17 protein-coding genes and 3 tRNA genes are annotated in these 26,706 nt (G+C 71.9%); 10 read left to right on the top strand and 10 right to left on the bottom strand.

Features of this window, described 5'->3' with window-relative positions; translation table 11 throughout:
* Positions 1-164 precede the first annotated feature (164 nt).
* Positions 165-2,291, bottom strand: a complete 2,127-nt coding sequence (locus ACZ6BG_RS03810) for a molybdopterin oxidoreductase family protein (protein WP_468996537.1) — start codon at positions 2,289-2,291, stop codon at positions 165-167.
* Positions 2,292-2,437: 146 nt separating this feature from the next.
* Positions 2,438-2,740: a hypothetical protein gene (locus ACZ6BG_RS03805; protein ID WP_468996535.1), complete on the bottom strand. Its 303-nt coding sequence runs from the start codon at positions 2,738-2,740 to the stop codon at positions 2,438-2,440.
* Between the two features lie 355 nt (positions 2,741-3,095).
* Here ACZ6BG_RS03805 and ACZ6BG_RS03800 point away from each other — a divergent pair, with 355 nt between their 5' ends.
* From ACZ6BG_RS03800 to ACZ6BG_RS03780, 5 genes are all read left to right on the top strand, one after another.
* Positions 3,096-4,166, top strand: coding sequence for a sirohydrochlorin chelatase (locus ACZ6BG_RS03800; RefSeq protein WP_468996533.1), 1,071 nt, complete (start codon positions 3,096-3,098; stop codon positions 4,164-4,166).
* Between the two features lie 54 nt (positions 4,167-4,220).
* The gene (locus ACZ6BG_RS03795) at positions 4,221-5,546 is read left to right on the top strand and encodes a deoxyguanosinetriphosphate triphosphohydrolase (RefSeq protein ID WP_468996531.1); all 1,326 of its coding nucleotides are present in this window, start codon (positions 4,221-4,223) and stop codon (positions 5,544-5,546) included.
* 164 nt (positions 5,547-5,710) lie between these two features.
* Positions 5,711-6,973 (top strand): NAD(P)/FAD-dependent oxidoreductase, encoded by a 1,263-nt coding sequence (locus tag ACZ6BG_RS03790; RefSeq protein ID WP_468996529.1) that lies wholly within the window; start codon positions 5,711-5,713, stop codon positions 6,971-6,973.
* A 166-nt stretch (positions 6,974-7,139) separates the two neighbouring features.
* Positions 7,140-9,044 (top strand): DNA primase, encoded by a 1,905-nt coding sequence (gene dnaG / locus ACZ6BG_RS03785; protein ID WP_468996527.1) that lies wholly within the window; start codon positions 7,140-7,142, stop codon positions 9,042-9,044.
* A gap of 239 nt (positions 9,045-9,283) precedes the next feature.
* Positions 9,284-10,570, top strand: a complete 1,287-nt coding sequence (locus tag ACZ6BG_RS03780; protein ID WP_468996525.1) for an RNA polymerase sigma factor — start codon at positions 9,284-9,286, stop codon at positions 10,568-10,570.
* A 19-nt stretch (positions 10,571-10,589) separates the two neighbouring features.
* Here ACZ6BG_RS03780 and ACZ6BG_RS03775 read toward each other — a convergent pair whose 3' ends face one another.
* From ACZ6BG_RS03775 to ACZ6BG_RS03760, 4 genes are all read right to left on the bottom strand, one after another.
* Positions 10,590-12,539 carry an ABC transporter ATP-binding protein gene (locus tag ACZ6BG_RS03775; RefSeq protein ID WP_468996523.1) on the bottom strand — a complete coding sequence of 650 codons (1,950 nt, stop codon included), beginning with the start codon at positions 12,537-12,539 and terminating at the stop codon, positions 10,590-10,592.
* 26 nt (positions 12,540-12,565) lie between these two features.
* The gene (locus tag ACZ6BG_RS03770; protein WP_468996520.1) at positions 12,566-14,299 is read right to left on the bottom strand and encodes an ABC transporter ATP-binding protein; all 1,734 of its coding nucleotides are present in this window, start codon (positions 14,297-14,299) and stop codon (positions 12,566-12,568) included.
* 354 nt (positions 14,300-14,653) lie between these two features.
* Positions 14,654-16,096 (bottom strand): xylulokinase, encoded by a 1,443-nt coding sequence (locus ACZ6BG_RS03765; protein WP_468996518.1) that lies wholly within the window; start codon positions 16,094-16,096, stop codon positions 14,654-14,656.
* A gap of 111 nt (positions 16,097-16,207) precedes the next feature.
* Positions 16,208-16,507 (bottom strand): YtxH domain-containing protein, encoded by a 300-nt coding sequence (locus tag ACZ6BG_RS03760; protein WP_289951082.1) that lies wholly within the window; start codon positions 16,505-16,507, stop codon positions 16,208-16,210.
* 168 nt (positions 16,508-16,675) lie between these two features.
* Here ACZ6BG_RS03760 and ACZ6BG_RS03755 point away from each other — a divergent pair.
* The 3 genes from ACZ6BG_RS03755 (at position 16,676) to ACZ6BG_RS03745 (ending at position 17,142) form a co-directional block, all read left to right on the top strand.
* Positions 16,676-16,748, top strand: a tRNA-Asn gene (locus ACZ6BG_RS03755).
* 5 nt (positions 16,749-16,753) lie between these two features.
* Positions 16,754-16,826: transfer RNA gene (locus ACZ6BG_RS03750), tRNA-Asn, on the top strand.
* A gap of 242 nt (positions 16,827-17,068) precedes the next feature.
* Positions 17,069-17,142, top strand: a tRNA-Ile gene (locus ACZ6BG_RS03745).
* Between the two features lie 498 nt (positions 17,143-17,640).
* Here ACZ6BG_RS03745 and ACZ6BG_RS03740 read toward each other — a convergent pair.
* Positions 17,641-18,207: a type 1 glutamine amidotransferase domain-containing protein gene (locus ACZ6BG_RS03740; RefSeq protein WP_468996516.1), complete on the bottom strand. Its 567-nt coding sequence runs from the start codon at positions 18,205-18,207 to the stop codon at positions 17,641-17,643.
* Positions 18,208-18,568: 361 nt separating this feature from the next.
* On the opposite strand from ACZ6BG_RS03740, the gene ACZ6BG_RS03735 reads away from it, so the two are divergent.
* Together ACZ6BG_RS03735 and ACZ6BG_RS03730 are read left to right on the top strand one after the other, a co-directional pair.
* On the top strand, positions 18,569-18,814 hold the full coding sequence (locus ACZ6BG_RS03735) for a DUF6479 family protein (RefSeq protein WP_468996513.1): 246 nt from the start codon (positions 18,569-18,571) through the stop codon (positions 18,812-18,814).
* Between the two features lie 156 nt (positions 18,815-18,970).
* Positions 18,971-20,437 carry an aminotransferase class I/II-fold pyridoxal phosphate-dependent enzyme gene (locus tag ACZ6BG_RS03730; RefSeq protein ID WP_468996511.1) on the top strand — a complete coding sequence of 489 codons (1,467 nt, stop codon included), beginning with the start codon at positions 18,971-18,973 and terminating at the stop codon, positions 20,435-20,437.
* A gap of 159 nt (positions 20,438-20,596) precedes the next feature.
* On the opposite strand, the gene ACZ6BG_RS03725 is transcribed toward ACZ6BG_RS03730, so the two are convergent.
* From ACZ6BG_RS03725 to ACZ6BG_RS03715, 3 genes are all read right to left on the bottom strand, one after another.
* Positions 20,597-21,721: a D-alanine--D-alanine ligase family protein gene (locus tag ACZ6BG_RS03725; RefSeq protein ID WP_468996507.1), complete on the bottom strand. Its 1,125-nt coding sequence runs from the start codon at positions 21,719-21,721 to the stop codon at positions 20,597-20,599.
* Between the two features lie 549 nt (positions 21,722-22,270).
* The gene (locus ACZ6BG_RS03720) at positions 22,271-25,435 is read right to left on the bottom strand and encodes a hypothetical protein (protein WP_468996505.1); all 3,165 of its coding nucleotides are present in this window, start codon (positions 25,433-25,435) and stop codon (positions 22,271-22,273) included.
* A gap of 212 nt (positions 25,436-25,647) precedes the next feature.
* Positions 25,648-26,598, bottom strand: coding sequence for a DNA-binding protein (locus ACZ6BG_RS03715; RefSeq protein WP_468996503.1), 951 nt, complete (start codon positions 26,596-26,598; stop codon positions 25,648-25,650).
* Positions 26,599-26,706 lie beyond the last annotated feature (108 nt).

Below are 26,706 nucleotides of genomic sequence, written 5' to 3'. Positions count from 1 at the left end.
CCACTCGCACGGGGCGACCGGGCCATTTCAGCCGTCCGGCGTTTGAGGACGAGGCGCGGAGCGCCGATTCGGCGCCGGCCCGTCCCACCCGCACGGGACACCCACCCCCGGGGTCCAGGGGCGCGGCCCCGGTTTCGGGAAGGGGCGGGGTCGGGGAACCCCCCTCAAACCCGCTCCACCCGCACCGCGCAAACCTTGAACTCCGGCATCCCCGACACAGGGTCCAACGCGGGATGGGTGAGCGTATTGGCCCGCCCTTCCCCCGGCCAGTGAAACGGCATGAACACGGTATCGGCCCGAATCCCCGAGGTGACGCGCGCAGGCACCACCACCCGCCCCCGCCGCGACACCACAGCGACAGCGTCCCCCTCGACGACCCGCAACCGCGCGGCAAGCCGAGGATGCACCTCCACGAACGCCCCCGGCGCGGCGGCGTTCAACTCCTCCACGCGCCGCGTCTGCGCCCCCGACTGATACTGCGAGAGCACCCGCCCGGTGGTCAGCACGACGGGATACTCACCGTCGGTCTCCTCGGCGGAGTCCCGATGAACGACGGCCACGAACCGGGCCCGCCCGTCATCAGTGGCGAACCGCTCGAGAAAGAGCCGAGGCGTACCTTCATGCACGCCCTCACCCCCCCGAGGGCAGGGCCAGAAAACCCCCTCACCGCCCCCCTCCCGCAACCGCCCGTAAGAGATCCCCGAGTAATCCGCGACCCCACCCGAACTGGCCCGCCGCAACTCCTCGAACACCTCCTCGGCCACGACCGGAAACTTCTCCCCGTGCCCGAGCCGCGAGGCAAGCCCGTGCAGCACCTCGAGGTCACTGCGCACACCGTCCGGCGGATCGACGGCACGCCGCCGGAGCAGCACCCGCCCTTCCAGGTTGGTGACGGTCCCGGTCTCCTCGGCCCACTGGGTGACCGGCAAGACGACATCGGCGAGCTGCGCGGTCTCGGAAAGCACCACATCGGCAACGACCAGAAAGTCCAACGACCGTATCCGCTCCTCCACATGGGTGGCACGAGGAGCGGAGACAACAGGGTTGGACCCCATGAGCAGCAGCGACTTCACGTCACCGCCGAGCGCGTCGAGGAGTTCATAAGCGGACCGTCCGGGCCCGGGCAGGGAATCGGGATCGACGCCCCAGACCCCGGCGACATGAGCCCGCGCCACGGGATCCGTGAGCTTCCGGTACCCGGGCAACTGATCGGCCTTCTGCCCGTGTTCACGCCCGCCCTGCCCGTTCCCCTGCCCGGTCAGGCACCCGTACCCGGAAAGCGGCCGCCCGGGCCGCCCGGTGGCCAGACACAGATTGATCCAAGCCCCCACGGTGTCGGTGCCCTTGGCCTGCTGCTCGGGCCCACGGGCGGTGAGCACCATGGCGTTCTCGGCATCACAGAACAGCCGTACGACGTCACGGAGTTGAGGCACGGGAACGCCCGTGACCCGCTCCACGTGCTCGGGCCAATGCGCCATGGCGGCGGCCCGCGCCTCTTCCCACCCGGTCGTACGCTCCTCGATGTACGCCTCATCGGTGCGCCCCTCGGCCACCACGAGGTGCAACAGTCCGAGCGCGAGGGCGAGGTCGGTGCCGGGGCGCGGGGCGAGATGCAGGTCGGCCTGCTCGGCGGTCCGGGTGCGCCGCGGATCGACAACGATCAACGTACCGCCGTTCTCCTTCAATTCCGTCAGGTACCGCAGGGCGGGTGGCATGGTCTCGGCGAGGTTGGACCCGACGAGGATCACGCACCCGGTACGGGCGACGTCGGCGAGCGGAAACGGCAGCCCACGATCGAGCCCGAAGGCCCGCGTTCCCGCGGCGGCGGCGGAAGACATGCAGAACCGCCCGTTGTAGTCGATCTGCGAGGTCCCCAGCACGACCCGCGCGAACTTCCCCAACGCATAGGCTTTCTCATTGGTGAGCCCGCCGCCGCCGAACACCCCGCAGGCATCGGCCCCGTACTCCCCCCGAACCCGCGCGAACCCCTCCGCGACCCGGTCCAGCGCCTCGTCCCACCCGGCGGGTTCGAGCTCCCCGCTGACACGGGACCGCACGAGCGGCTCGGTCAACCGCACCCGCGAGGACAGCAGGGCGGGCGCCGTGCGCCCCTTCCCGCACAACGCGCCCCCATTGACGGGAAACGCGGGCCGCTCGACGACTTCCACCCCCGAACTTCCCTGGACGAGGCCCATGCCGCACTGGAGGGCGCAGTAGGGGCAGTGGGTGGGAGTGGCGGGACCTGGCGCGAGTGCCGTCGGGGTCCGTTCGGGTGCGGCCGTGGGGTGCATGCTCCCACCCTCGGACGCGCGTGTTTCACGCCACGGGCCGGCGGGTTACATGGGCGGTACGGCGACCTCCGGCCGAGGTGGGCCCGGCTGTGAGGCCCGGGACCGGCGCCGGTCCCCACCCGGCGCCGTACCCCCGTCAGCGGACCTCAGACGATGTGAACGCCCTGGCCGCCCGACACATAACCGGTGGCCCCAGGCGCGACGACCTGGAGCTCCTTCAGATCCCGGCAGTGCGGGTCGGCGTACACGTAGGCGTCGACCCCGGTGTTGTTGACGACCAGGGCGTTGGGCGCGTTGCTGGGGTAGCAGCCGGGGCGCGGGTCGTTGTACGTGGTGCCGTTGATCGTCAGGGAGCCGCCGGGCTCGGCGGCGAGGGCGGGGGTCGTGAACGGCAGCGTCAGGGCCACGGCGGTGGCGGCGGCGTACATCAGTGTGGAAGCGCGGGTCATGGAGTGGATCCTTGTCTGGTGCCTGGGTGGATCAGGCCGGGAGCCTATCGACCCCGGGGCCGCGTCCTGTCCGTGTCGACCCCGCGCGCGTCCGGCTTCTGGTTCGTCCACTCCTCGTGGCCGACACCGAATCCCCGCTCCGGCCAAGGGCCCGGCGCAGCGCCGCCGCTGCCTCGGCCACGGCTTCAAGCCGATCCTCGGACCACTCGTTCTCAGGAACGTCGCCGGTGCCGTCCACGGTCCGGCACCGGCGAGAAGCCCCCTGACAACCCCCCACCCCCACCCGTGAGCCCTCCGAAAACACTCGTCACGGCGACGCAACGGGACCGCAATCTGCCCCCGCCATCCTCGGTCCATGACGCCGTCGAACCCGCATCCGCACCCCACGGCCCTGCCGGACCCCACGGCTTCGCAGGACCCCGTCCCCCCGCCGGACCCGACCGCCCCCCGCGACCCCACCCTCCTGGACACGACCCCCCTCGACACGGCCTCTCCCGACACGACCCCCCTGGACACCACCGCCCAACTCATCACCCGCATCACCAGCGAGCTGGGCACCCGCCTCGGGCACGTCACCCTCAACGGGGCCCGCAAGACGGACCCCGACCGCACCCCCGTCCCCACCTTCCCCGTCCCCACCCCGTCTTCCCCGCTCCCCGACCTCCCCGCCCTCGTCGTCGTGGCCCACGGCAGCCGCGACCCCCGCGCCCGCCTCACCGTGACCGCGCTGCTCGACCTCGTCCGCGCCCTCCGTCCGGGCCTGGACGTGCGGCTCGGCCACATCGAGCTGAACGAGCCCGCCCTCGACGAGACGCTGCGGGCTCTGCCCGCCGACGGCCCCGGCGCCGTCCTCGTACCGCTCCTCCTCAGCCGCGGCTACCACGTCAAGCACGACATCCCCGCCGCAGCCGCAGCCGTCGGCGCGCCCGGTCGCCCAGGCACGCCCCGCCCCCTCCGCCTAGCCGCCCCCCTGGGCCCCCACCCCCTCCTCATCGAGGCCCTGCACACCCGTCTCACCGAAGCGGGCTGGCCCGCCGGGGCCGCGGCGGAAGGGCACGGTGTGGTCCTCGCCGCCGCGGGCTCCCGGGACCCGGACTCCGCCGTCGACACCCGCCGCGCCGCCGGTTTCCTGGCCCGCCGCCTCGGCGTCCCGGTGGTGCCCGCGTACGCCGCGCCGACCGAGCACACCCCGACAACGGTGCCCGCGGCCCTGCGCGCGCTGGCCGACCGAGGGGTCCGCCACGCCGCGGTCGCCTCGTACTTCACCGCGCCCGGCCGCTTCGCCACCCAGGTCGCCGACGCCGCGCCGTGGCTGGCCGCAGCCCCGCTCGGCGCCCACCCGGCCCTCGCCGCCCTGCTGCTGCACCGCTACGACCAGGCCCGGTCGGCCGCCCCGACGTCACACCGGCAACTGGCGTCGGCCTGACACCGGCACCGGGCCCCCGCGCACCCCGCCCCCCGAGCCGTCTACTGTCAGTCCATGGAAGGCACCGCACCGCACCCGCACACCGTTTTCTACGACGAGGCAGCTGTTGAGCGATGGGCGCCCGAGCCTGACAAACGGCCGGGGCGTACGGATTTTCAGCGGGATCGGGCGCGGGTGCTGCATTCGGCGGCGCTGCGGCGGCTCGCGGGGAAGACGCAGGTGGTGACGCCGGGGACCAAGAGCCAGGAGTGGGACGCGAGTGCGCGGACGCGGCTGACGCATTCGCTGGAGTGTGCTCAGGTCGGCCGGGAGCTGGGCGCGGCGCTGGGGTGTGATCCGGATCTGGTGGAGACGGCGTGTCTGTCGCACGACCTCGGCCATCCGCCGTTCGGGCACAACGGCGAGCAGGCGCTCAACGAAGTCGCGCAGGGGTGCGGCGGGTTCGAGGGCAACGCCCAGTCGTTGCGGTTGCTGACGCGGATCGAGCCGAAGCGGTTCACGCGGGGAGGGAAGGACGGCGAGCTCGTCAGCGTGGGGCTCAACCTCACGCGGGCCGCGCTCGACGCCGCCACCAAGTACCCGTGGCCGCGCGGTTCCCATCCGACCGACCCGTCCTCGGTGAAGTTCGGTGTGTACGACGACGACCGGCCGGTCTTCGACTGGGTGCGCAAGGAGGCGCCGGCCCACCCGGGCTCCGGGCACCGCACCTGCTTCGAGGCGCAGATCATGGACTGGTCGGACGACGTCGCGTACTCGGTGCACGACGTCGAGGACGGTCTGCACGCCGGGCACATCGACCCGAATCTGCTGCACGCCGAGCCCGAGCGGCAGGATGTCTTCGCTGTTGCCATCGGACGGTACGTAGCGGAAGACACCGATCCCGAGGAGCTGGCCGCGGCCCTCGACCGGCTTCAGGAGCAGGAGTGGTGGCCGCACGGGTACGACGGGTCGGCCGTCGCCCAGGCCCGGCTCAAGGACGCCACCAGCCAGCTCATCGGCCGCTTCTGTCTGGCGGCGGAGACCGCCACCCGGGAGCGGTACGGGACGGGGCCGCTCACCCGGTACGCCGCCGAACTCGTCGTGCCCCGCGCGGCGCGCCTGGAGTGCGCGGTCCTCAAGGCGGTCGCGGACCGTTACGTGATGCAGCGCCCCGCGCAGGAGCGGCTCCGCGCCGACCAGCGCGTCGTCGTCGCGGAACTCGCCGACGCCCTCACCGCCCGCGCCCCCGAGGGCCTCGACCCGCAGTTCCGGGCGCTGTACGACGCGGCGACCGACGACCGCGCCGCGCAGCGCGTCGTCATCGACCAGATCGCGTCCCTCACGGACGCCGCCGCCCGGTCCCTGCACCTCCGGCTCGTGGGCGGTCGTCCTGGGCAATGATCAGCGCAACCCATAGATTGGGGAGTCCGAACGGCGAGTAACCAGTTCCGCGAGAGCGGCGCCGGTTTAGGCGCAAAGGGGTGCCATGAGGCCGCGCAACCTCTTCCGTCCTCACGCTCCGTGCGGGACGCTCCCATGAGCTGAAGGTTTCGAGGAGGCATCAAGTGGTCGACGCGGATCAGACGTTCGTCATCGTCGGAGGGGGCCTCGCGGGCGCGAAAGCGGCCGAGACGCTCCGGGCCGAGGGCTTCACCGGCCGGGTGATCCTCATCGGCGACGAGCGCGACCACCCCTATGAACGCCCGCCCCTCTCCAAGGGCTATCTGCTGGGCAAGGAGGACCGCGACAGCGTCTTCGTCCACGAGCCCGGGTGGTACGCGCAGGCGGACGTCGAACTGCACCTGGGCCAGACCGTCGTCGCCATAGACCGCGCCGCGCACACCGTCCGCCTCGGCGACGCCACCGTCATCCGCTACGACAAGCTGCTCCTCGCCACCGGCGCCGAGCCCCGCCGCCTGGACGTCCCCGGCACCGGCCTCGCGGGCGTGCACCACCTGCGCCGCCTCGCGCACGCCGACCGACTGCGGCACGTGCTCGCCGCCCTCGGCCGCGACAACGGCCATCTGGTGATCGCGGGCGCCGGCTGGATCGGCCTCGAAGTCGCCGCGGCCGCGCGGGAGTACGGCGCGGAGGTCACCGTCGTCGAGCCCGAGCCGACCCCGCTGCACGCCGTCCTCGGCCCCGAGGTCGGCCAGATGTTCACCGACCTGCACGCCGAGCACGGCGTCCGCTTCCACTTCGGTGCCCGCCTCACCGAGATCACCGGCCAGGACGGCATGGTCCTCGCCGCCCGCACCGACGACGGCGAGGAGCACCCTGCGCACGACGTGCTCGCCGCGATCGGCGCCGCCCCGCGCACCGCGCTCGCCGAGTCCGCGGGCCTGGACCTGGTGGACCGCGCGGACGGCGGCGGCATCGCCGTCGACTCCTCCCTGCGCACCTCCGACCCGGACATCTACGCCGCCGGTGACGTGGCCGCGATCCACCACGCCCTCTTCGACACCCGGCTGCGCGTGGAGCACTGGGCCAACGCCCTCAACGGCGGCCCGGCCGCCGCCCGCGCCATGCTCGGCAAGGACGTCACCTACGACCGGGTGCCGTACTTCTTCTCCGACCAGTACGACCTGGGCCTGGAGTACTCGGGCTGGGCGCCCCCGGGCTCGTACGACCAGGTGGTGATCCGCGGCGACGCGGCCAAGCGCGAGTTCATCGCGTTCTGGCTGCGCGAGGGGCAGGTCCTCGCCGGGATGAACGTGAATGTGTGGGACGTCACGGAGGCCATCCAGAAACTCATCCGCACGGCCGCCCACCCCGACCCCGACGCCCTCGCCGACCCGAACCGCCCGCTGACGTCCCTGCTCGGCTGACGGCCCTGGCCGGACGGGCTGTCTGCAGCCCGTCCGGCGATTGAGGACGAGGCGCGAAGCGCCGACAGCGGGGGCCCGGGGGCACAGCCCCCGGTTTCGGAGAAGGGGCGGGACCGGGGCGCCCCGCGAGGACAGGAGTGTCGGTGCCGAGCCGTAGAATCCCAGGGTGGCTGGACGGATCAATGACGAGGATGTGAAGGCGGTTCGGGACGCGGTCCCGATCGACGCCGTCGTGTCCGAGTACCTCCAACTGCGCAACGCGGGCGGCGGGAACCTCAAGGGCCTCTGCCCCTTCCACGACGAGAAGTCGCCGTCGTTCCAGGTCAGCCCCAGCAAGGGCCTGTTCCACTGCTTCGGCTGCCAGGAGGGCGGCGACACCCTCACCTTCGTGATGAAGGTCGACCACCTCACCTTCTCCGAGGCGGTGGAGCGCCTCGCGGGCAAGGCGGGCATCACGCTGCGTTACGAGGAGGGTGGGTACAACCCCTCCCACCAGCGCGGCGAACGCATCCGCCTGATCGAGGCACACAAGGCGGCCACCGACTTCTACATCGCCCAGCTGGAGAGCGCCGAGGCCGAGATCGGCCGCAAGTTCCTCGCCGAGCGCGGCTTCGACCAGGCCGCCGCCGCGCACTTCGGCGTGGGCTACAGCCCGGCCGGCTGGGACCACCTCACCCGCTTCCTGCGCGGCAAGGGCTTCACGGACAAGGAGCTGATCCTCTCCGGGCTCTCCCAGGACGGCCGTCGCGGCCCCATCGACCGCTTCCGCGGCCGCCTGATGTGGCCGATCCGCGACATCGGCGGCGAGGTCGTCGGCTTCGGCGCCCGCAAGCTCCGCGACGACGACAACGGCCCGAAGTACCTGAACACGCCCGAGACCCCGGTCTACAAGAAGTCCCAGGTCCTGTACGGCATCGACCTCGCCAAGAAGGACATCGCCAAGGCCAGCCGGGCCGTCGTCGTCGAGGGCTACACCGACGTCATGGCCTGCCACCTCGCGGGCGTCACCACGGCCATCGCGACCTGCGGCACGGCCTTCGGCACCGACCACATCAAGATCCTGCGTCGCCTGCTCATGGACAACGGCTCCGCCCGGGTGATCTTCACCTTCGACGGCGACGCGGCCGGCCAGAAGGCGGCCCTGCGCGCCTTCGAGGACGACCAGAAGTTCGCCGCCGAGACGTACATCGCCATCGCGCCCGACGGCATGGACCCCTGTGACCTGCGGCTCGCCAAGGGCGACGAGGCGGTCGCCGACCTCGTCCAACCCCGCACCCCGCTGTTCGAGTTCGCCCTCCGCCAGATCGTCGCCCGGTACGACCTGGAGACCCCCGCGGGCCGCGCCGCCGCGCTCGACGAGGCCGCGCCCGTCGTCGCCCGCATCAAGAACACCGGCGCGCAGCACGAGGTCGCCGTGCAGCTCGCGGGCATGCTCGGCATCCTCGACACCCAGTTCGTCGTCAAGCGCGTGGCGCAGCTCGCCCGCTGGGCCCGTGAGCGCGGCGGCAAGGGCCCGGCCCCGCAGCGCGGCGCCGCCCCGCAGGGCCCCGCCCCCGCCGCCCGGCAGGGCCACGCGGGCCCGGCCCTGAACCTGCGCAACCCGGTGTACGCCACGGAGCGCGAGCTCCTGAAGCTCGCCCTCCAGCACCCCGGCCTGGTCTCCCCGGCCTTCGACGCGTACGGCGTCGACGAGTTCACCGCCGCGCCCTACGCGGCCGTGCGCCAGGCGATCCTCGACGCGGGCGGCGCGGAGTACGGCACCCAGGACCCGCAGGACTACCTGGTCCGGGTCCGTGACGCCGCCCCCGACGACGGGGTCCGCGCCATGGTCACGGAGCTGGCCGTCGAGGCGATCATGCGCCGGACCGTCGACGCGGCGTACGCGGGGGAGCAGTTGGTCACCGTGCGGCTGCGTGCGGTGGACCGCCGGGTCCGGGACGTCCAGGGCACCTTCGCCCGACTCGCGGGCAGCCACGGTGATCCGGAGCAACTCTCCGCCGTGCAGAACGAGTTGTGGGTCCTGCAGCAGTACGGCCGCGCCTTGCGCGAGCGGGGCGCCGCGGCGCTCTGACCTTCGAGGGGCCCCGCTCCCCACACGTCGGAGGGGCTGTCTGTAGCCCGTCCGGCGATTGAGGACGAGGCGCGAAGCGCCGATCGGCGGGGGTCCAGGGGGGCGGCAGCCCCCGGTTTCGGGAAAGGGGCGGGACTGGGACGCCCCGCGAGGGGTAACCGTCCGGTCACGCACCGGACTCAAAAAGTCCCCGCACGCCCCTCGTGGCGGCCGCGTGTCGTACTCCACACTGGGGTGCGGTGCCTGAGTCCTCGGAGCGCGGCCGGCCCGCAGCAGACAGCGGGTCCGACATTCCCGCGGTTCCACACATCGTGTTCGGGACGGACAGCGGCGAGGCCGTCGACGCCGGTCCCGCTGTACCGCTGCCGTCCCCCGCGGCAGCGATCACCCTGGAGGTCGCCCCCGTGCAGACCCAGACCCTCACCCAGACCGACACCGCCGCGCCCGTGGACGCCGCGGTGGACGCCGACGTCATCGCGGCGGTGCCGCCGCAGGGCCACGCACCGCTCCATCCGGAACTGCCGGAGGCCGCCGAGCCGGCCCCCGAGCAGCCGCCCGAGGAGGTCGTCGAGGTCGTCGAGGTGCCGAGCCCCCGCAGCCGCGCCGACACCGGCGGCCCCTCCTCCGACCTGTTCCGCCAGTACCTGCGCGAGATCGGCCGCATACCCCTGCTCACCGCCGCCGAGGAGGTCGAGCTGGCGCGTGCCGTCGAGGCGGGCCTGTTCGCCGAGGAGAAACTGGCGGGCACCCCCGACCCGGACTCCCAGCTCGCCCTCGACCTGGACAAGCTGGTCGTGATGGGCCGGATGGCCAAGCGCCGCCTCATCGAGGCCAACCTGCGCCTGGTCGTCTCCGTCGCCAAGCGGTACGTGGGCCGCGGCCTGACCATGCTCGACCTGGTCCAGGAGGGCAACCTCGGCCTGATCAGGGCGGTGGAGAAGTTCGACTACGCCCGCGGCTACAAGTTCTCGACGTACGCCACCTGGTGGATCCGCCAGGCCATGTCCCGCGCCCTCGCCGACCAGGCCCGCACCATCCGCGTGCCCGTCCACGTCGTCGAACTCATCAATCGCGTCGTCCGCGTGCAGCGCCGCATGCTCCAGGAGCGCGGCTACGAACCGACGCCCGAAGAGGTCGGCGCCCACCTGGACCTGCCGCACGAGCGCGTCAGCGAGGTCCTGCGCCTAGCCCAGGAGCCCGTGTCGCTGCACGCGCCCGTGGGCGAGGAGGACGACGTCGCGCTCGGCGACCTCATCGAGGACGGCGACGCGACGAGCCCCGTGGAGTCGGCGGCGTTCCTGCTCCTGCGCGAACACCTGGAGGCGGTGCTCTCCACGCTCGGCGAACGCGAACGCAAGGTCGTCCAGCTCCGCTACGGCCTCGCGGACGGCAGGCCCCGCACCCTGGAGGAGATCGGCAGGATCTTCGGCGTCACGCGCGAACGCATCCGCCAGATCGAGTCGAAGACCCTCAACAAGCTGCGGGACCACGCCTTCGCGGACCAGCTCAGGGGTTACCTGGACTGAGGAGCCGCCCGCGACGGCGCTAGTCGACCTCCGCCACGGCCTGCGCGAACTGAGCGGCGTACAACCGCGCGTAGGCGCCTTCCGCCGCCAACAGCGCGTCATGCGTGCCCTGTTCCACGATCGCCCCGTCCTCCATCACCAAGATGGTGTCGGCGTCGCGGATCGTCGACAGACGGTGCGCGATGACGAACGAGGTCCGCCCATGGGCCAGGCGAGCCATGGCCTTCTGGATGAGTACCTCGGTACGGGTGTCCACAGAACTCGTCGCCTCGTCGAGGACGAGGATCACCGGGTCGGACAGGAACGCCCGCGCAATGGTGATCAACTGCTTCTCACCGGTGCTGACACCGGTGCCCTCATCGTCGATGACGGTGTCGTACCCGTCGGGCAGCGTCCGGATGAACCGGTCGGCGTGCGCGGCCCGCGCGGCCTCCTCGACCTGCTCGCGCGAGACGCCCGCCCGTCTCCCGCCACCGCCCTTGCCCGAGGCGCTGCGCGCCGCCCCTCCTGATTCCGCGCCGTACGCGATGTTCTCGGCGATGGTGCCGCCGAACAGCCAGGTGTCCTGGAGCACCATGCCGATGCCGCCGCGCAGTTCGTCGCGGGACATCCGGGCCACGTCGACCCCGTCGAGGGTGATGCGCCCGCCGGTGACCTCGTAGAACCGCATGAGCAGATTCACCAGGGTCGTCTTGCCCGCGCCCGTCGGCCCGACGATGGCGACGGTGTGCCCCGGCTCCACCACCAACGACAGGTCCTCGATCAGCGGCTTGTCCTTCTCGTACCGGAACGACACGTGCTGCATCTCCACGCGCCCGCGCGGATCCACGGGACGCTCGCCCGGCACCGGGTCGGCCTCCTGCTCGTCGGCGTCGAGGAGTTCGAAGATCCGCTCGGCGGAGGCGACGCCGGACTGCACCAGGTTCGCCATGGAGGCGACCTGCGTCAGCGGCATCGAGAACTGCCGCGAGTACTGGATGAAGGCCTGCACGTCACCGATGGACAGCGATCCGGAGGCGACGCGCAGACCGCCGACGACGGCCACGAGGACGTAGTTCAGGTTCGACATGAAGAACATCAGCGGCTGCATGACGCCGCTGTTGAACTGCGCCTTGAACGACGCCTCGTACAGCGCGTCGTTGTGCTCCGCGAAGGCCTTCGCGGACTCCTCCTGGCGGCCGAAGACCTTCACCAGGGTGTGCCCGGTGTACATCTCCTCGACGTGTGCGTTCATCGCGCCCGTGGACTTCCACTGCTGGACGAACTGCGGCTGCGAGCGCTTGCCGACCTTCGTCGCCACGACGAACGACAGCGGCACGGTCACCAGCGCCACCAGGGCGAGCAGCGGCGAGATCCAGAACATCATCGCGAGCACGCCGACGATGGTCAGCAGCGAGTTGATGAGCTGGCCCATCGACTGCTGGAGCGTCTGGTTGATGTTGTCGATGTCGTTCGTGGCCCGGCTCAGGACCTCGCCGCGCTGCCGCTTGTCGAAGTACGACAGGGGCAGCCGCGACAGCTTCGCCTGGACGTCGCCGCGCAGCCGGAACACGGTCCGGTTGATGGCCCGGTTGGAGAGCCGCGTGGCCACCAGCATCATCAGGCCCGCCGCGAGGAACGCGCCCGTCGCGAGCAGCAGCACCGAGCCGACAGCGCCGAAGTCGATGCCCTCGCCGGGCGTGAAGTCGAGCCCGGAGAGCATGTCGGCCATGCCGCCGTCGCCGTGCTCGCGCAGCCGCTCGATGGCCGCGGCCTTCGACTCGCCCTCGGGCATGTCCCTGCCGACGATGCCCGCGAAGACCAGGTCGGTCGCGTGGCCGAGGATCTTCGGGCCGAGCACGGACAGCGCGACGCTGATGACGACGGCCGCGAGCATCCCGTACATCGTGACCCGCTCCGGCCGGAACTGCGCGAGCAGCCGCTTCCCGGAGCCCTTGAAGTCCATGGACCGCGAGTCGGGCCCCATCATCGGTCCACCGATGCCACCAGGGGGCATTACGCGGCCTCCGCTTCCGTCAGCTGGGAGAGGACGATCTCCCGGTACGTCTCGTTGTCGTCCATCAGTTCGTGATGGCGGCCCGTGCCGACGACCCGGCCCTCGTCGAGGACCACGATGCGGTCGGCGTCACGGATGGTGGACACGCGCTGGGCGACGATCACGACGGTCGCCTCGCGGGTCTCCTGGGTGAGCGCGGCCCGCAGCGCCGCGTCGGTGGCGTAGTCGAGCGCGGAGAAGGAGTCGTCGAAGAGGTAGATCTCCGGCCGCTGCACCAGCGTCCGCGCGATGGACAGGCGCTGGCGCTGTCCGCCGGACACATTGGAGCCGCCCTGCGCGATCGGCGCGTCCAGCCCCTCCGCGAGCCCCGCCACGAACTCCTTGGCCTGCGCCACCTCAAGGGCGTGCCACAGCTCTTCGTCCGTCGCCTCCGGATTGCCGTACCGCAGATTGCTCGCCACGGTCCCGGCGAACAGATACGGCTTCTGCGGTACGAGTCCGACGGTGCGGGCGAGCAGCGCGGGCTCGACGGTGGCCACGTCGACGCCGCCCACCAGGACCTCGCCCTCGGTGGCGTCCATCAGCCGCGGCACCAGGCCGAGCAGCGTCGACTTGCCGCTGCCCGTCGACCCGATCACGGCGGTGGTCTCGCCGGGGCGCGCGACCAGGTCGATGGCCTTGAGGACCGGCTCCTCGGCGCCCGGGTAGCGGAAACCGGCGCCGCGCAGCTCCAGATGGCCGTGGCCGCGCAGCTCCCGCACCGGCTCCACCGGGGGCACCACGCTGGTGTCGGTGTCCAGGACCTCCTGGATGCGCTCGGCGCACACCTCGGCCCGCGGGATCATCATGAACATGAAGGTGGCCATCATGACGGACATGACGATCTGCATGAGGTAGGCGAGGAACGCGGTGAGCGCGCCGATCTGCATGTCGCCGTCGTCGATGCGGTGCGCGCCGAACCAGACGACGGCGATCGACGACAGGTTCACCACCGTCATGACGATCGGGAACATCAGCGCGAGCAGCTTGCCGGTGCTCACCGAGACGTCGGTCAGCTCGGCGTTGGCGCCCCGGAAGCGCTCCTTCTCGTAGGAGTCGCGGACGAAGGCGCGGATGACGCGGTTGCCGGTGATCTGCTCGCGCAGGACCCGGTTCACCGTGTCCAGGCGCTCCTGCATGGTGCGGAACAGCGGCCGCAGGCGGCGCACGATCAGGCTGACGCTGATGCCGAGCACCGGCACCACGGCGAGCAGCACCGCCGACAGCGGCACGTCCAGGCCGAGCGCCATCACGATGCCGCCGACGCACATGATCGGCGCCGACACCATCAGCGTGAACGCCATCAGCACGAGCATCTGCACCTGCTGGACGTCATTGGTCGTCCGTGTGATCAGCGTGGGCGCGCCGAACTGGCCGAGCTCCCGCGCGGAGAAGGACTGTACCCGGTCGAACACGGCGGCCCGGACGTCCCGGCCCACGGCGGCGGCGGTGCGGGCGCCGTACAGGACGGCACCGATGTTGCACACCATCTGGCCCACGGTGACGGCCAGCATCAGGGCACCGAACGACAGGATGTAGCCGGTGTCCCCCTTGATGACACCGTTGTCGATGATGTCGGCGTTCAGAGTGGGGAGATAGAGCGAGGCACAGGTCTGCAGGAACTGCAGGAGCACCAGCAAGGCGATGGGCTTCTTGTACGGACCCAGATGGGTCCGCAGGAGTCGTATGAGCACGCTCGTCTCTCGGCTGAGTCATGGATGGGGGGAGGCGGGGGGAGGCGTCGACGAAGTCGCCCACCATCCTGCGCCACCGCACCCGCCCCCGTGCAACCGATTAACCCATGACCCGGTCAAAAATCAGCCTTGGTCAAGAACTGGGCACACTGAATGCTTTGGTTCACTCACGCAGCGCTGCGGAATACCCAATTCCGCACCAAACCGACCGACCCGGCCGCCCGGGCCGCGGTGAGGCGACTCGGGCGACCGGGTCTGTGGTGAGGGCGACTCGGGCGACCGGGTCCGTGGTGATCCACGGCGAGGCGGCTCGGACAGCCGGGCGCCCGGAGCGATCCAGGGCGAGGCGGCGGCTCAGGCGACCGGCGTCCCCGAGAACGCCCCCGGATGCGCCTGCTCCCGCACCGTCACGTACTGCTGCCGCACCGCCTGCCCGACGGCCAGCTCCTCGCCGGGCTCGAAGACCTGCGACACCGCGCCCTGCCACAGCGGCAGCTGCCCGGTCAGGGCCCAGGCGGCCTGCCGCGCGGCGCCGATCGCCGCGTAGTCCGCGGGCTGTACGACCACGACCTGGGTGCCGAACAGCATCGGCGCCATCGCCCGCACCGCCGGCAGGTCGGCGGCCGGTCCGAGCAGGAACACGCGCCGCACCTCGACGCCCCGCCCGCGCAGCACGTCGAGGGCGTCGCCGAGCCCGCACAGCATGCCCTCGAACGCGGCCCGCGCCAGGTGCTCGGGCTTCATCGACTCGCGCCGCAGCCCCGTCAGGGTGCCCGCCGCATGCGGCAGGCTCGGCGTCTTCTCGCCCTCCAGATAGGGCAGCAGGACGAGCCCATGGGCGCCCGGGGTCGACTTCAGGGCCAGGTCGGAGAGCGCTTCGAGGTCGGGCAGGCCCAGCATCTCGGCGGTGCCGCGCAGCGCCCGTACGGCGTTGAGGGTGTGCACGACCGGCAGGTGCATGCCGGTGGCGTCGGCCAGCGAGGTGATCGTCCCGCTCGCGTCGACCAGCGCCTCGTGGTGCACGGCCATCACGGAACCGGAGGCGCCCAGCGAGACGACGGCGTCGCCCTGCTGCACGCCGAGCCCGAACGCGGCGGCCATGGTCTCGCCGGTACCGGCGGAGATCAGCAGCCCCTCCGGCGTCGTACCCGCGGCATCCGCAGGACCGATGACCTCCGGCAGCATCGACTGGTGCCCGAGCGCGAGCTCCACCAGGTCGGGACGGTAGGAGCCGGTCGCCGCCGACCAGTACCCCGTGCCCGAGGCCCCGCCCCGGTCGGTGGTACGCCGCGCGGGCCGCCCGAGCAACTGCCACACCAGCCAGTCGTGGGCCTGCATGAGCAACTGGGTGCGCAGCGCCGCCTCCGGCTCGTGCCGGGCCAGCCAGCGCAGCTTCGTCACGGGCATCGGGGCCTGCGGTACGCAGCCCACCGCCTGGGCCCACGCCTGGCGGCCGCCGAGCCCGTCGACGAGGTCGGCGGCGGCGACCTGGGCGCGCGGGTGGTTGCCGACGAGGGCGGGCCGGACCGTGTTGCCCTGCGAGTCGAGCGGAACCAGCGCGTGCTGCTGCGCGCACACGCCGATCGCCTGCACGCCTTCGAGGAGCCCGCCGCCCGCCGCCTCGCCGAGGGAGAGCAGCCAGGCCTGCGGGTCGACGTCCGTCGGTTTCCCGCCGCCCTCCGGGGCCTCCACCGGATGCGGGGCATAGCCCTGCCTGAGTACGGCACCTGTGTCGGCGTCACAGACCACGATGCGTGTGAATTCGGGCGAACTGTCCAACCCCGCGACTATCCCCATGCCGAGGATTCTGCCGCACAACGGACGATGCCCCGCACGGCTGTCCGTACGGGGCCCGTCGTCGCAGGTGACCGCGCGGCGGTGGCGCGCCCGGCGCCCGCCGCGCACCGGCTACGTATTGCTGGTGCCCCAGTCGTCCTCCGCGCCCTGCCCGCGCTCGCGCAGCGACCGCACCCGGTCGGCCACGGAGTCCGGCATCCGGTCGCCGACCTTCTCCGACACCGAGTGGAAGGCCTTGCCCGCGACGCCCCGGCCCTGCTGGGCCGCGGACTCCACGGTGTTGCGGACGGCGGGGTTCTGGGAGATCTCGCGAACCGATTTCTTCAGCTGCTCGTAACGCTCGCGTCCGGCCCGGGTCCCGAGCACGTACCCGAGTGCCAGACCTGCCACGAATGTGAGCCGGTAGCGCATGACGGCCACCCTTCCCTTGCCTCGACTGTCCCGACGTCGGTCGCGGGGGATACCGATTGGCGGAGCACCCCCCTGCTTGCGCTAATGTATGTGTCGCAGCGAGCGCACGCCGCCCGGGAATCCCCAGGTAGGTGACATTGTTGCAGTGACTCCGTCACCACGAGTCATTCCCCTGTAGCTCAATTGGCAGAGCAGCCGGCTGTTAACCGGCAGGTTACTGGTTCGAGTCCAGTCGGGGGAGCGCGGTCTCCTGTAGCTCAATTGGCAGAGCAGCCGGCTGTTAACCGGCAGGTTACTGGTTCGAGTCCAGTCGGGAGAGCTGTTCGAGAGGGCCCCTGAAGCGTTCGTTCGCGGCGCTGCGGGGGCCCTCTCGCATACCCGGGCCCCTCCGGGATCCGCCCCCAACGATCCCTCGTACGTGCTTGTTTCGCCCCCGGTGGAACCGCGCGGGCCGCAGCGGGGTCCTCATGGTCGTGCATAGCCGACCAGCCGGAGCAGGAGATCGTATGAGCGGCTATGCTGCGGCAGACGGCGCGCACAAATGTGCGCGACGCGCCGTTAGGGGCGGTAGCTCAGCCGGTTAGAGCAGCGGACTCATAATCCGTCGGCCGTGGGTTCGAGTCCCACCCGCCCCACTCCGCACTATGTGCGAAGAATCGTTCTGACCAGCGACTTTGCTGGTCGGGGCGATGGCCGAGGGGGCCTGGCGGCTCTTCCTCGATCAAGATTTCATGATCCAGAGGACAAGTTGAGGACGCGCGTCAAGCGGCGGGACGCAGACTCTCGTTCGGGTCGTCTTCCTGGACGCTCCTGCCCGTCCGAGGGGCCTCGATCTGATGGTTCGCGTCCTGCTGCGGGCGCTGAGGCCGGACGAAGTTCTCGACGTCGCGTCCTGCGGGCCGGGCGACGAAGAACCTCGGCAGCGCGAAGGCGGTTCGACGGTGACGGGTGCGCCGGAAATGATGTCGCGTACTCGCTGGGCCACGGGATCTCCTTCGTCAGGCTCCGACGGTGCCGCCACCGTCGCCCGACCCGGGTACCCGAGCCGACGCGCTCCATCCGCACCGCCGGGCACCGTCCCGCACGCAGCAGCCCCGGACGCCCCTCCGCCAGGTGTGGGGCGGCCGGTCGCCTCAGGGTCCGGCCAACGCCTTGTGGACCTCGCGCACGAAGTCGTCGAGATCCTTCGGCGTCCTGGAGGTGACAAGGGTGTAGCCCTGGGCGCTGTCGCTCACAACCGCCTCGTCGACCCAGCTCTGGGCGCCCGCGTTGCGGGCGTCAGTGCGAACCGAGGGGTAGGAGGTCAGGGTCTTGTCGCGCAGCACGTCCGCTTCCACCAGGGCCCAGGGGCCGTGGCAGATCGCAGCGATCGGGCGGCCCGACGCCGCGAACTTCTTGATCACATCGAGGGCCTTGGGCTGCAGGCGCAACTGGTCGGCGTTGATGGTGCCGCCGGGGATCAGCAGCAGTTGGTACGCGCCGGGGTCCACCGTCTCGAGCACGGTGGTCGGCTCGACCGTCTCGCCCGGATCCCGGTCGCCGACCAGTGTCGCGATGGGGCCCGGACTCACGGCTGCGATGGTGACGTCCGCGCCGTCATCCCGTAGCCGACGGACGGGCACCAGCAACTCGTCCTGTTCGACTCCGTAGTTGGTGACGAGCACCAGCACACGGCGGCCGTCGAGCGGCTTGTCGGACATGCGATGCGCCTTCCTCTCGTAACGCGCGCTTCGTGATGTGTCTTGTCCGTATGGGCGTATGTGTCTTGTCCGTCCTCGCCACGCCGGAGCGGATACGCCCTGACACTTCCAGCCCCGGCAGTCGGCTGTGCCTGTCGACCCGTTTCTCAAGGGTGCGCCCGCAGGCACGCGAGCGCGCGTGGAGCGGTGCCCGTGTGGCGGCGCCCGTGTGGCGCGTCCCACCTCGGTGGCTCGTACGCGTTCGTCCCACCCCGGTACCCCCCGGCGAGCACTCGCAATCACCGGCCGACGGCCGCCTGGTCCCTCGATTCTCACCCGACCGGCCCTGCGATTTCTGCCGACGATCGGGTACTCCACCGGGATGCGTACTCACAGCCACACCGCCCTGGCCGCCTCCGGTGGCGCCTCGCTGGTCCTCATCCTCGTCGGCGTCGTCGTGGTCATCGGCCTCATCGCCATGTTCGTCGCGGGCCGCCGCCGCGCGGCCCGCCGCACCCGAAGCAGCACGCCCGCCCACGGCGCCACGCCCACCAGCGGTGAGGCGCAGCGAGGTGACACCTGGCAGACCCCCGACGACGACCCCGACCAAGGAAGCCCTCACCCCTGATCGGCGATTTCGAACGGCAGAGCGCAGCGCCTCACCTTCGAGGGTCGCGTGCATTCCGGGCTTCGAAGGACAGGTGCTCCCTGCCACCGGCTTCCTGGCCCCCGCCGCGCGGACGCACGGGGGAGGGTCTCGCTCTCAGCAGGGAAGGTAGGCACCATGGCACTCGATCACTCACGGGCTCCCGTCGTGGAGGCGGTGGAGGCTCATCGGCGCCGCGGGATGCTGTCGTTCGCGCCACCCGGGCACAAACAGGGCGCGGGCGTCGATCCCGACGTACGACGTCTCCTGGGGCGGGAGGTCTTCGAGCACGATCTCCTGGCCTCCGGGGGCCTGGACGACCGGCGTACGCGGGGCGGGTATCTGCGGGACGCCGAGAAGCTGATGGCGGACGCCGTACACGCGGACCACACGTTCTTCACCACCTGCGGCAGCTCCCTCTCGGTCAAGGCGGCGATGCTGTCCGTGGCCGGGCCCGGCCGGCGACTCCTGGTCAGTCGGGACGCCCACAAGTCCGTGGTCGCCGCCCTGATCCTGTCCGGCATCGAACCCGTGTGGATCGAACCGCGCTGGGACGACGAACGGCATCTGGCACACCCGCCGTCGGCCGAGGACTACGCGGCCGCCTTCGCACGCGAACCGCAGGCCCGGGGAGCGCTGATCACCAGCCCGACCCCCTACGGCGGCTGCGCGGACCTGCGCGGTGTCGCCGAGGTCTGCCACCGCCACGGCCGGCCGCTGATCGTGGACGAGGCATGGGGTGCCCATCTGCCCTTCCACCGGGATCTGCCCGCCTGGGCGATGGACGCGGGCGCGGACATCTGCGTGACCAGCATCCACAAGATGGGCAGCGGCCTGGAGCAAGGGTCGGTCTTCCACCTCCAGGGCGACCTGGTCGAGCCCCAAGTGCTCAAGAACCGGGCCGACCTGATGGGAACGACGAGCCCTTCGGTCCTCGTCTACGCCGCCATGGACGGCTGGCGCCGCCAGATGGCGCTGCACGGGCACGAGCTGATCGGCCACGCCCTCGCCACCGCCGACGAACTGCGGCGCGCCATCGAACGGATCGACGGCCTCCACGTGAACGACGCGCGGGACTTCTGCGGGCCCGGCCGCGCGGACGATCTCGACCCGCTGCCCGTGGTCGTCGACCTGCCCGGCCCCGCGCTCTCCGGCTACCGGGCGGCCGACTGGCTGCGGGAACACCGCTCCATCAACGTCCACATCGCCGACCATCGCCGTATCAACGTGCAGATCACCCACGCCGACAGCAGGCGGACCACCGAGCCCCTGCTGCGGGCGCTCCACGACCTCGTGGACACGGCCCGCGGCTGGGACGAGGCGCCCGTCGTGGCGGTGCCGAGCGCCGACGGTCTGCGCATGGAACAGGCGTGCCTGCCCCGGGACGCCTACTTCGCCCCGACCGAGGACGTCCCCGTCGAGCGGGCGGCGGGCCGCGTGGCGGCGGAAATGGTGACTCCCTACCCGCCGGGGATCCCGGCGGTCCTGCCGGGCGAGCGCCTCACCGAACCGGTCCTGGCCTATCTGCGGACCGGCGTGGCAGCCGGGATGAACCTCCCCGACGCCGCTGACCCCGCCTTCGACACCGTACGCGTGGTCAAGTAGCCGCCGCGCGCTCGCGGCGGCCGGGCAGGGCGGAGGCCGAGGAGGAAACCGTGGTCCAGCACCACCCCGGGAGCGGGAGCGGCGAGTCAGCCGGGCGGGAGGCAGGCCGAAGGCGGGAGCACTCCGCGCCGAGTCCGAAGCCGCCTTCGCCCCTCGATGTCAAAGATCAAGCCAGTGCTCGTCACGATCGATGCCGCGCCTCCGCTGCTCGTCATGGTCCATGCCGTGCTTCTGCTGCTCGTCGCGGTCAATGCCGTGCTTCTGCAGGTGCACGATCCGGTCGATGAGGGCGGGGTAGGGAATGTCAGCGCCTTCGGCCGCGTGCGCGAGGGCGCTGGTCGTGCGCAGTCCCGGGCAGGCGTTCACCTCCAGGCAGTGCGGTTCTCCCCGCCGGTCGCAGCGGAAGTCCGAGCGGGAGTAGTCCGCGTCCCCGAGGCCCACGGCCCGGTGGGCCCGCAAGGCCTGCTCGCGCAGATGCCGCTCCAGCCGCGGCGGGATTCGGGCGGGGCAGGTGTGGGACGCGCCGCCCTCGGCGTACTTCGCCCGGTAGTCCAGGAAGGGGCCGTCGAACACGTACTCAACGGCGGGCAGTACGCGCGGGCCCAGCACTCCCACCGAGAATTCCCGGCCGGGCAGATACGGGGTGAGCACCAGTTCCTCGCCCGCGGGCATGTCCTGCAACACCCGGGACAACTCGTCTTCCCCGCAGACCAGATGGAGCATCTCATGGGCTGTGCCCGCTGCGGCCTTCACCACGACCGGGCCGTCTTCAAGGAGCGCGATGGGCTCGGGCGGCAGGTGCCCGTCGTCCGTGCGGTGCGCCGTCCACGGCCCGACCCGTACCCCCGCGTGCGGCAGCAGTTGCAGCGTGCGTCGCTTGTCCCAGGCGAGGCTGCACTGCGCGCTGCCCGCACCGGTGAAGGGGATGCCGGCCATCTCCAGCAGGGACTGCATGTGCCCGTCGCCGCCCCAGCCCCCGTGCAGCGCGAGGAAGACCAGGTCGGCGGTGTGCAGCGCCTCCAGCACGGGCCCGTGGGTGAGAACGGCGAACATCCGTCGCCTGTCCTGCGCTTCGTCCCTGTCGGGGAGGCGGGCCGGTGAGGTGAACCGTGGCAGCGCGTCGGCGGTGCGGGTCGGCCCCGCCAGTAGCGGGTCCGGGGCGGCCGGGTCGATCACCTTGACCTCGTGTCCGAGCTCCGTCAGCGCGCGGGCCACCGACAGGCCGGATTCCAGGGAGACGTAGCGTTCGAGGCTCTCCGCACCGCAGAGCACGACAATCCTCATGGAGCAGCAGTACCCGCCGTGCGTCAGGACTACCGCCCTGGGGTGCGTATCGAGTCGTGATCAACAGGCGGTCCGGGAGAGGCCTTTGACCCACATCGCGGGCGGTCATGTCCGTCTGTTCCCTGGTGGCCGTAGCGGGTTTCGGGGGCCCTTCCGGAACAGGTCGAGGCGGCGCAGGACGGGGAAGCCGTTGAACGAGAACAGGACGGCGTCGCGCACGCGCGGGGACCACCGGCCGCGACCTGCGGCTCTACAGGGTCGGCAGTGGATTTTCCCTTACATCTTGAGATACCGGCATCCCATCCTCGTGTGCACAAACTGCTGACATACGCCGCAAACCCCTCCCCAGCCACAGCATCCCGGCGACGAATTCGCGCTGGAGCCTCGTCTGTAGTGACGCGTCGGCGTGAGCCTTGGCTGGGCGTCATCGGTAGGGCTGGGTACGGCGCAGGACGTTCCTGCTGGGTAGCCACTCTTCGTAGTCGTAGGTGGGCTGAGTTCAGCAGCTGTCGCCCCCGGCTCCTGGAACAGGCCCCGCGAGGGCTCGCCTCACAGGTGGTCGCGCACCTCGCGCCGCCTGCGTGCGATCGCCGCGAGCAACGTGCCTGCCGCGAGCAGTGCCGCGGCGATGCCCGACGCCATCCACACGCCCCCGGACCCGGTGTCCGGCAGCGGCGGGGTCGGGGACGGGGTCGACTCCGAGGGGGACGGCGACGGGGAGTCCGACGGGGTCGGCGAGTCCGAGGGCGAGGGGGACGGGGAGTCCGAAGGGGACGGGGAGTCGGACGGCGACGGTGAGTCCGAGGGTGACGGGGACGGCGAAGGTGAGTCCGAGGGTGACGGTGACGGCGAAGGTGAGTCCGAGGGCGACGGGGACGGGGACGGGGAGTCCGAGGGCGACGGGGACGGGGACGGGGAGTCCGAGGGTGACGGTGACGGGGACGGGGAGTCCGAGGGCGACGGGGACGGGGACGGGGAGTCCGAGGGTGACGGTGACGGCGAAGGTGAGTCCGAGGGTGACGGGGACGGGGACGGCGAGTCCGAGGGTGACGGCGACGGCGACGGGGCGGGTCGGACCTCGTCGACCACCCACGGTGCCTCCGTGGCGAGCAGCGGTCGCGTCGTGCCGTCGGTCTGGCGCCGGTCACCGGCGATGGCGATCTTGTTCCAGGTGCGCTCGCCGCCCTCGAACGGCTCCCCGTCGGGGCCGCGTTCGGGCACGTCCATGGTCCAGCGCAGCGTATAGCGCTCTCCGGCCGAGAACACATGGTCGCCGAAGTCGAAGCGGACCGAGCGGATCCGGCTCCAGTCGGTGACCTGGCCGGCGGGCACGAAGGACGGGTCGGGCCGGCCGTCGCACTGGAAGGGGGCGCTGTCGTCCGGGGTGTTGTCCATCTCGGGGCGGCACGGGTCGGCCTTCTCCGAGTAGGTGAGGGTCACGGGCGCCGAGCCCGCGTCGATCGGCCCGGTGAGCCGGGGCCGCCACTGGCTGGTGACGTCGTCCTCGTACCGTCCGCTGGTGACGCCCGTGGTGCCGGGGGCGGGCAGCAGGTCGTAGGCGACGACGTTGGTGAGGGTGGTGTTGCCCATGTTGCCGAGGACGGTGCGGTACTCGACGGTGCCGCCGATCGTCGACTGGCCGACCTCGTCCTCCTTGCCGGGGACTTCCGCGGAGCCCTTGAACGCGTCGTCCTTGTCGCCCTTGACCTCCTTGGTCACGAACAGCGCGGAGGACTCGGCGATCGCGAAGTCGTCGGTGGCGTCGGCGACGTTCTCGCCGGTGTCGCCGTCGCCGTCGATGTCGTGGCGGTCGGTGGTGCGGGTGTTGATGGGCCGCTCGGCGTCGTAGAGCCCGGCGCGGTTGCCCGCGTAGTCGGCGTCGCCCGGTGAGCCGCCGTAGGTGCCGCTGGCGACGCCGGGTTCGACGGTCGTGCGGAAGGTGTAGACGCAGGCGGAGTCGTCGGCGGGGATCTCGGCGCCGGGTTCGGCGGTGAGTTCGACGCGGGTGCGGCCGCCGGGGATCTCGGGGCCTTCGGTGACGGTCTCGGTGAAGCGGTCGCCCGCGGGGCAGTAGTCGGGCTGGTCGTCCGCGAGGGTCCAGGAGCCCTTCTCGTAGGCGAGCTGGCGGGGCACGAGGTCCACGAAGCGGGGGCGCAGCGGGGAGGAGCCGGTGCGGTAGCGGTCGTTGGTGAGGGTCACGGTCCAGGTGTGGCGCCCGCCGGGGCCGACCGGTGCCGGGTCGGTGGACTTGGCGAGCTCGGGCTGGGAGACCTCGGGTTCGATGTGGAAGCTGGCGCAGGACTCCTCGTCGGCGGTGCCGCTGCCGCCGGTGAGGCCGAGGCGGGCGCAGTTGTCGATGTCGCCGCTGCCGCCGGGGACCTCGGAGCCGTCGGCGCGGCCGGAGATCTGCACGACGAGGTTGGTGCCCGCGGGCAGCCGCGGCACGTCGACGCGTACGGCGACGAGGTCGCCCGCGCCGCTGAGGTCGATGGTCTGCCCGGACGGGTTGATGGTCTCGGTGCTGCCGTCGCGTCGGGTCACGACCACCGACCAGTCGCCGCCGTAGGTTCCGCCGGACGGGGTGGACAGGCTGAGCGTCTGGGGGTCGAACCCGCGGGGCAGGGTGTCGCTGAGGCGGGCGTCCGCGGCGTCGGTGCCGGTGTTGGCGAAGCGCAGGACGTACGAGACGCGCTGGCCGTCCGCGGCGAGCGGCGGGTCGACGGACTTGTCGAGGGTGCCGGACACCTCGCCGCCGCCGGTGCCGACGACGGTGTCGGCCGTGTCGGACTTGGTGATCTTCCCGGTCTCCGGCCCGAACGGGTCGCCGGTGATGGACGCGGTGTCGGTGAGGGTGGTGCCGTCGGCGACGCCGTCGCGCACCTTCACTCGGATCTCGTGCACGACGCCGTAGGGGTAGCTCTTCACCTGCGCCAGCTGGTCGCCGGGCCGGTCGGGTTCGGTGTCGACGGGCCAGCTGATGGTGCGGGTCGCCGCGTCGTAGGTGTAGCCCGCGGGGGTGGCGTCGACGAGGTCGACGCCTTCGGGGAGCACGTCGGTGAGGACGGCGTTCTCCAGGGCGAGGTTGCCGCGCGGGCGGTTGGAGTTACGGGGGTCGTTGGTGGCGGTGACCTTGTACGTGAGGGTCTCGCCGGGCCGGGCGCGGGAGGGGCCTTCCTTGCGGATCGCCGGGTTCGGCTCGGCGCTCACCTCGACGACGGCGTCGTCGGTGCTCGGGGTGCCGTCGCCGTTGGTGGCGGTCGCCGACATCTGCGCCTCCTGGCCGCCCGGCGGCGTCCAGTAGTCCTCGGTGGGCCAGCTCACGGTGAGCTGGGAGCTCTGCCCGCTGGCGATGGAGCTGTACGTGACGGTCACGGTGCCGTCGTCGTTCGCGGTCACGCCGGTGACGCCCGGCGGGTAGGGCTGCGACACCACGCCCTTGCCGGAGGCGCCGGGCGGGGGCGTGAAGGTGACGGTCACCGACTGGCAGTCGCCGGGGATCGAGCACTGGATGAACCCGTTGTACGTGACATGGTCGCCCGCGGGCACGGGCGACGTGCCCGGGTCGAGGCGGACACTCATCCGGGGGTCGACGCGGGCCGCGCTGTCGTGGGGCACGAGGGCGAGCGCGGCGAGGGCGGCGACGAGGACGGCCACCGCGGCGACGAGGGCGCGACGGTACCGGCGGGCGATGGGGACCACAGCACTTCCGACCACGAGGGGACCTGAGGACGCGTCAACTGTGGGGTGGTGGGGGGCGGCTTCGGCCGCTACGACAAGGCGTTAAGCGCACGTTTCACCTGAAAGGCCCTGTCTCCGCACCGGGGCGCGGCCCGGTCCGCCGGCGCCGACGGCCACCGCCGGCGCCCGCCTGACCCGCACGGTCGGCACCGGCCTGGGCTCGCGCAGCAGCTCGCATACCGGGGGTGTCAGGGGCGTGGGCCCATCGGGCACGTCTTAGGGGGAGACGGCAGCGACTCCAGGAGGAACACCGCCGCGTCCCGTACGGACGCCGGGGCGCGGTCCGGTCCGTGCAGCAGGCGGCGCGCGGTGCCCCGCAGACTCTCGGTGGTGCGCGCCGAGCCGAGGGCCGCGGCGCGCGGGGCGAGGTCCACGACGAGTCGCTCCGCTTCGGTCCACGCCCCGGCGCCGGTCAGGGCGGCCAGGAGGTGGGCCGAGAACAGGTGGCGGTAGGACGGGTCGCCGGGCCCCGTGGCGGCGCGGAGCAGCAGCGGGACGGCGCGGTCGAAGTCCCGCACGCGGGCGGCGACCCAGCCCCGGTGGCCGGTCAGCTCCCGCTCGTCGAGCCACCAGGCCCACGCCGGGTCGTGCCGCGAGACGCCGTCCAGGAACAGGCTGTCGGCGCGGGCCATGAGGTCGACCGGCTCGCGCCGGGCGCCCCGCAGCGCCGTCGCGTGTGCCTCGCGGATCAGTACGAGGGCCGCGACGCGCGGCGGCAGCGGGCGGGGGTCCCGGGCCCGGGCGGCGGCCGCGAGGGCGGCCCGTGGGCGCCCGGTGTGGGTCAGGAGCATGCTGTCGTTGAGCAGGGTGAGGCGGGCCGTCCAGCGGTCGCCGCACAGCTCGGCGAGGGCGAGCGCGCGGGCGTTCATCCGGTGGGCGGCCCCGTGGTGCCCCGCGTCGAAGAGGATCCACCCGATCACCTCGCACAACTCCGCGAGCACGGCGAGCCGGTCGCTGCCCGCGCCCGCGAGGACGGCGGGGTCGGCGGTCACCTCGGGCACCTCGCGCACGACCGCCCGCACGAGGGGCACGGCGGCAGCCCCGCCCCCGGTGGAGTCCAGGCCGATCAGACGCCGGGTGACGGCACGGAGGGCACCGAGATCAGGTCGGCCGCGAGGGTCGCGGACGTCCAGGTCCACGCATGTGTCCGTGCCCGCGCATGTGTCCGCGTGGGGGTCACGGAAGCCCAGGCCCGAGCAAGCGTCTGTGCCTGTGCCTGTGCAAGCGTCTGTGCCTGTGCAAGCGTC

The sequence above is a fragment of the Streptomyces sp. NPDC041205 genome (genome assembly GCF_055591765.1).
This window is presented reverse-complemented; position numbering and strand designations above follow the sequence as displayed.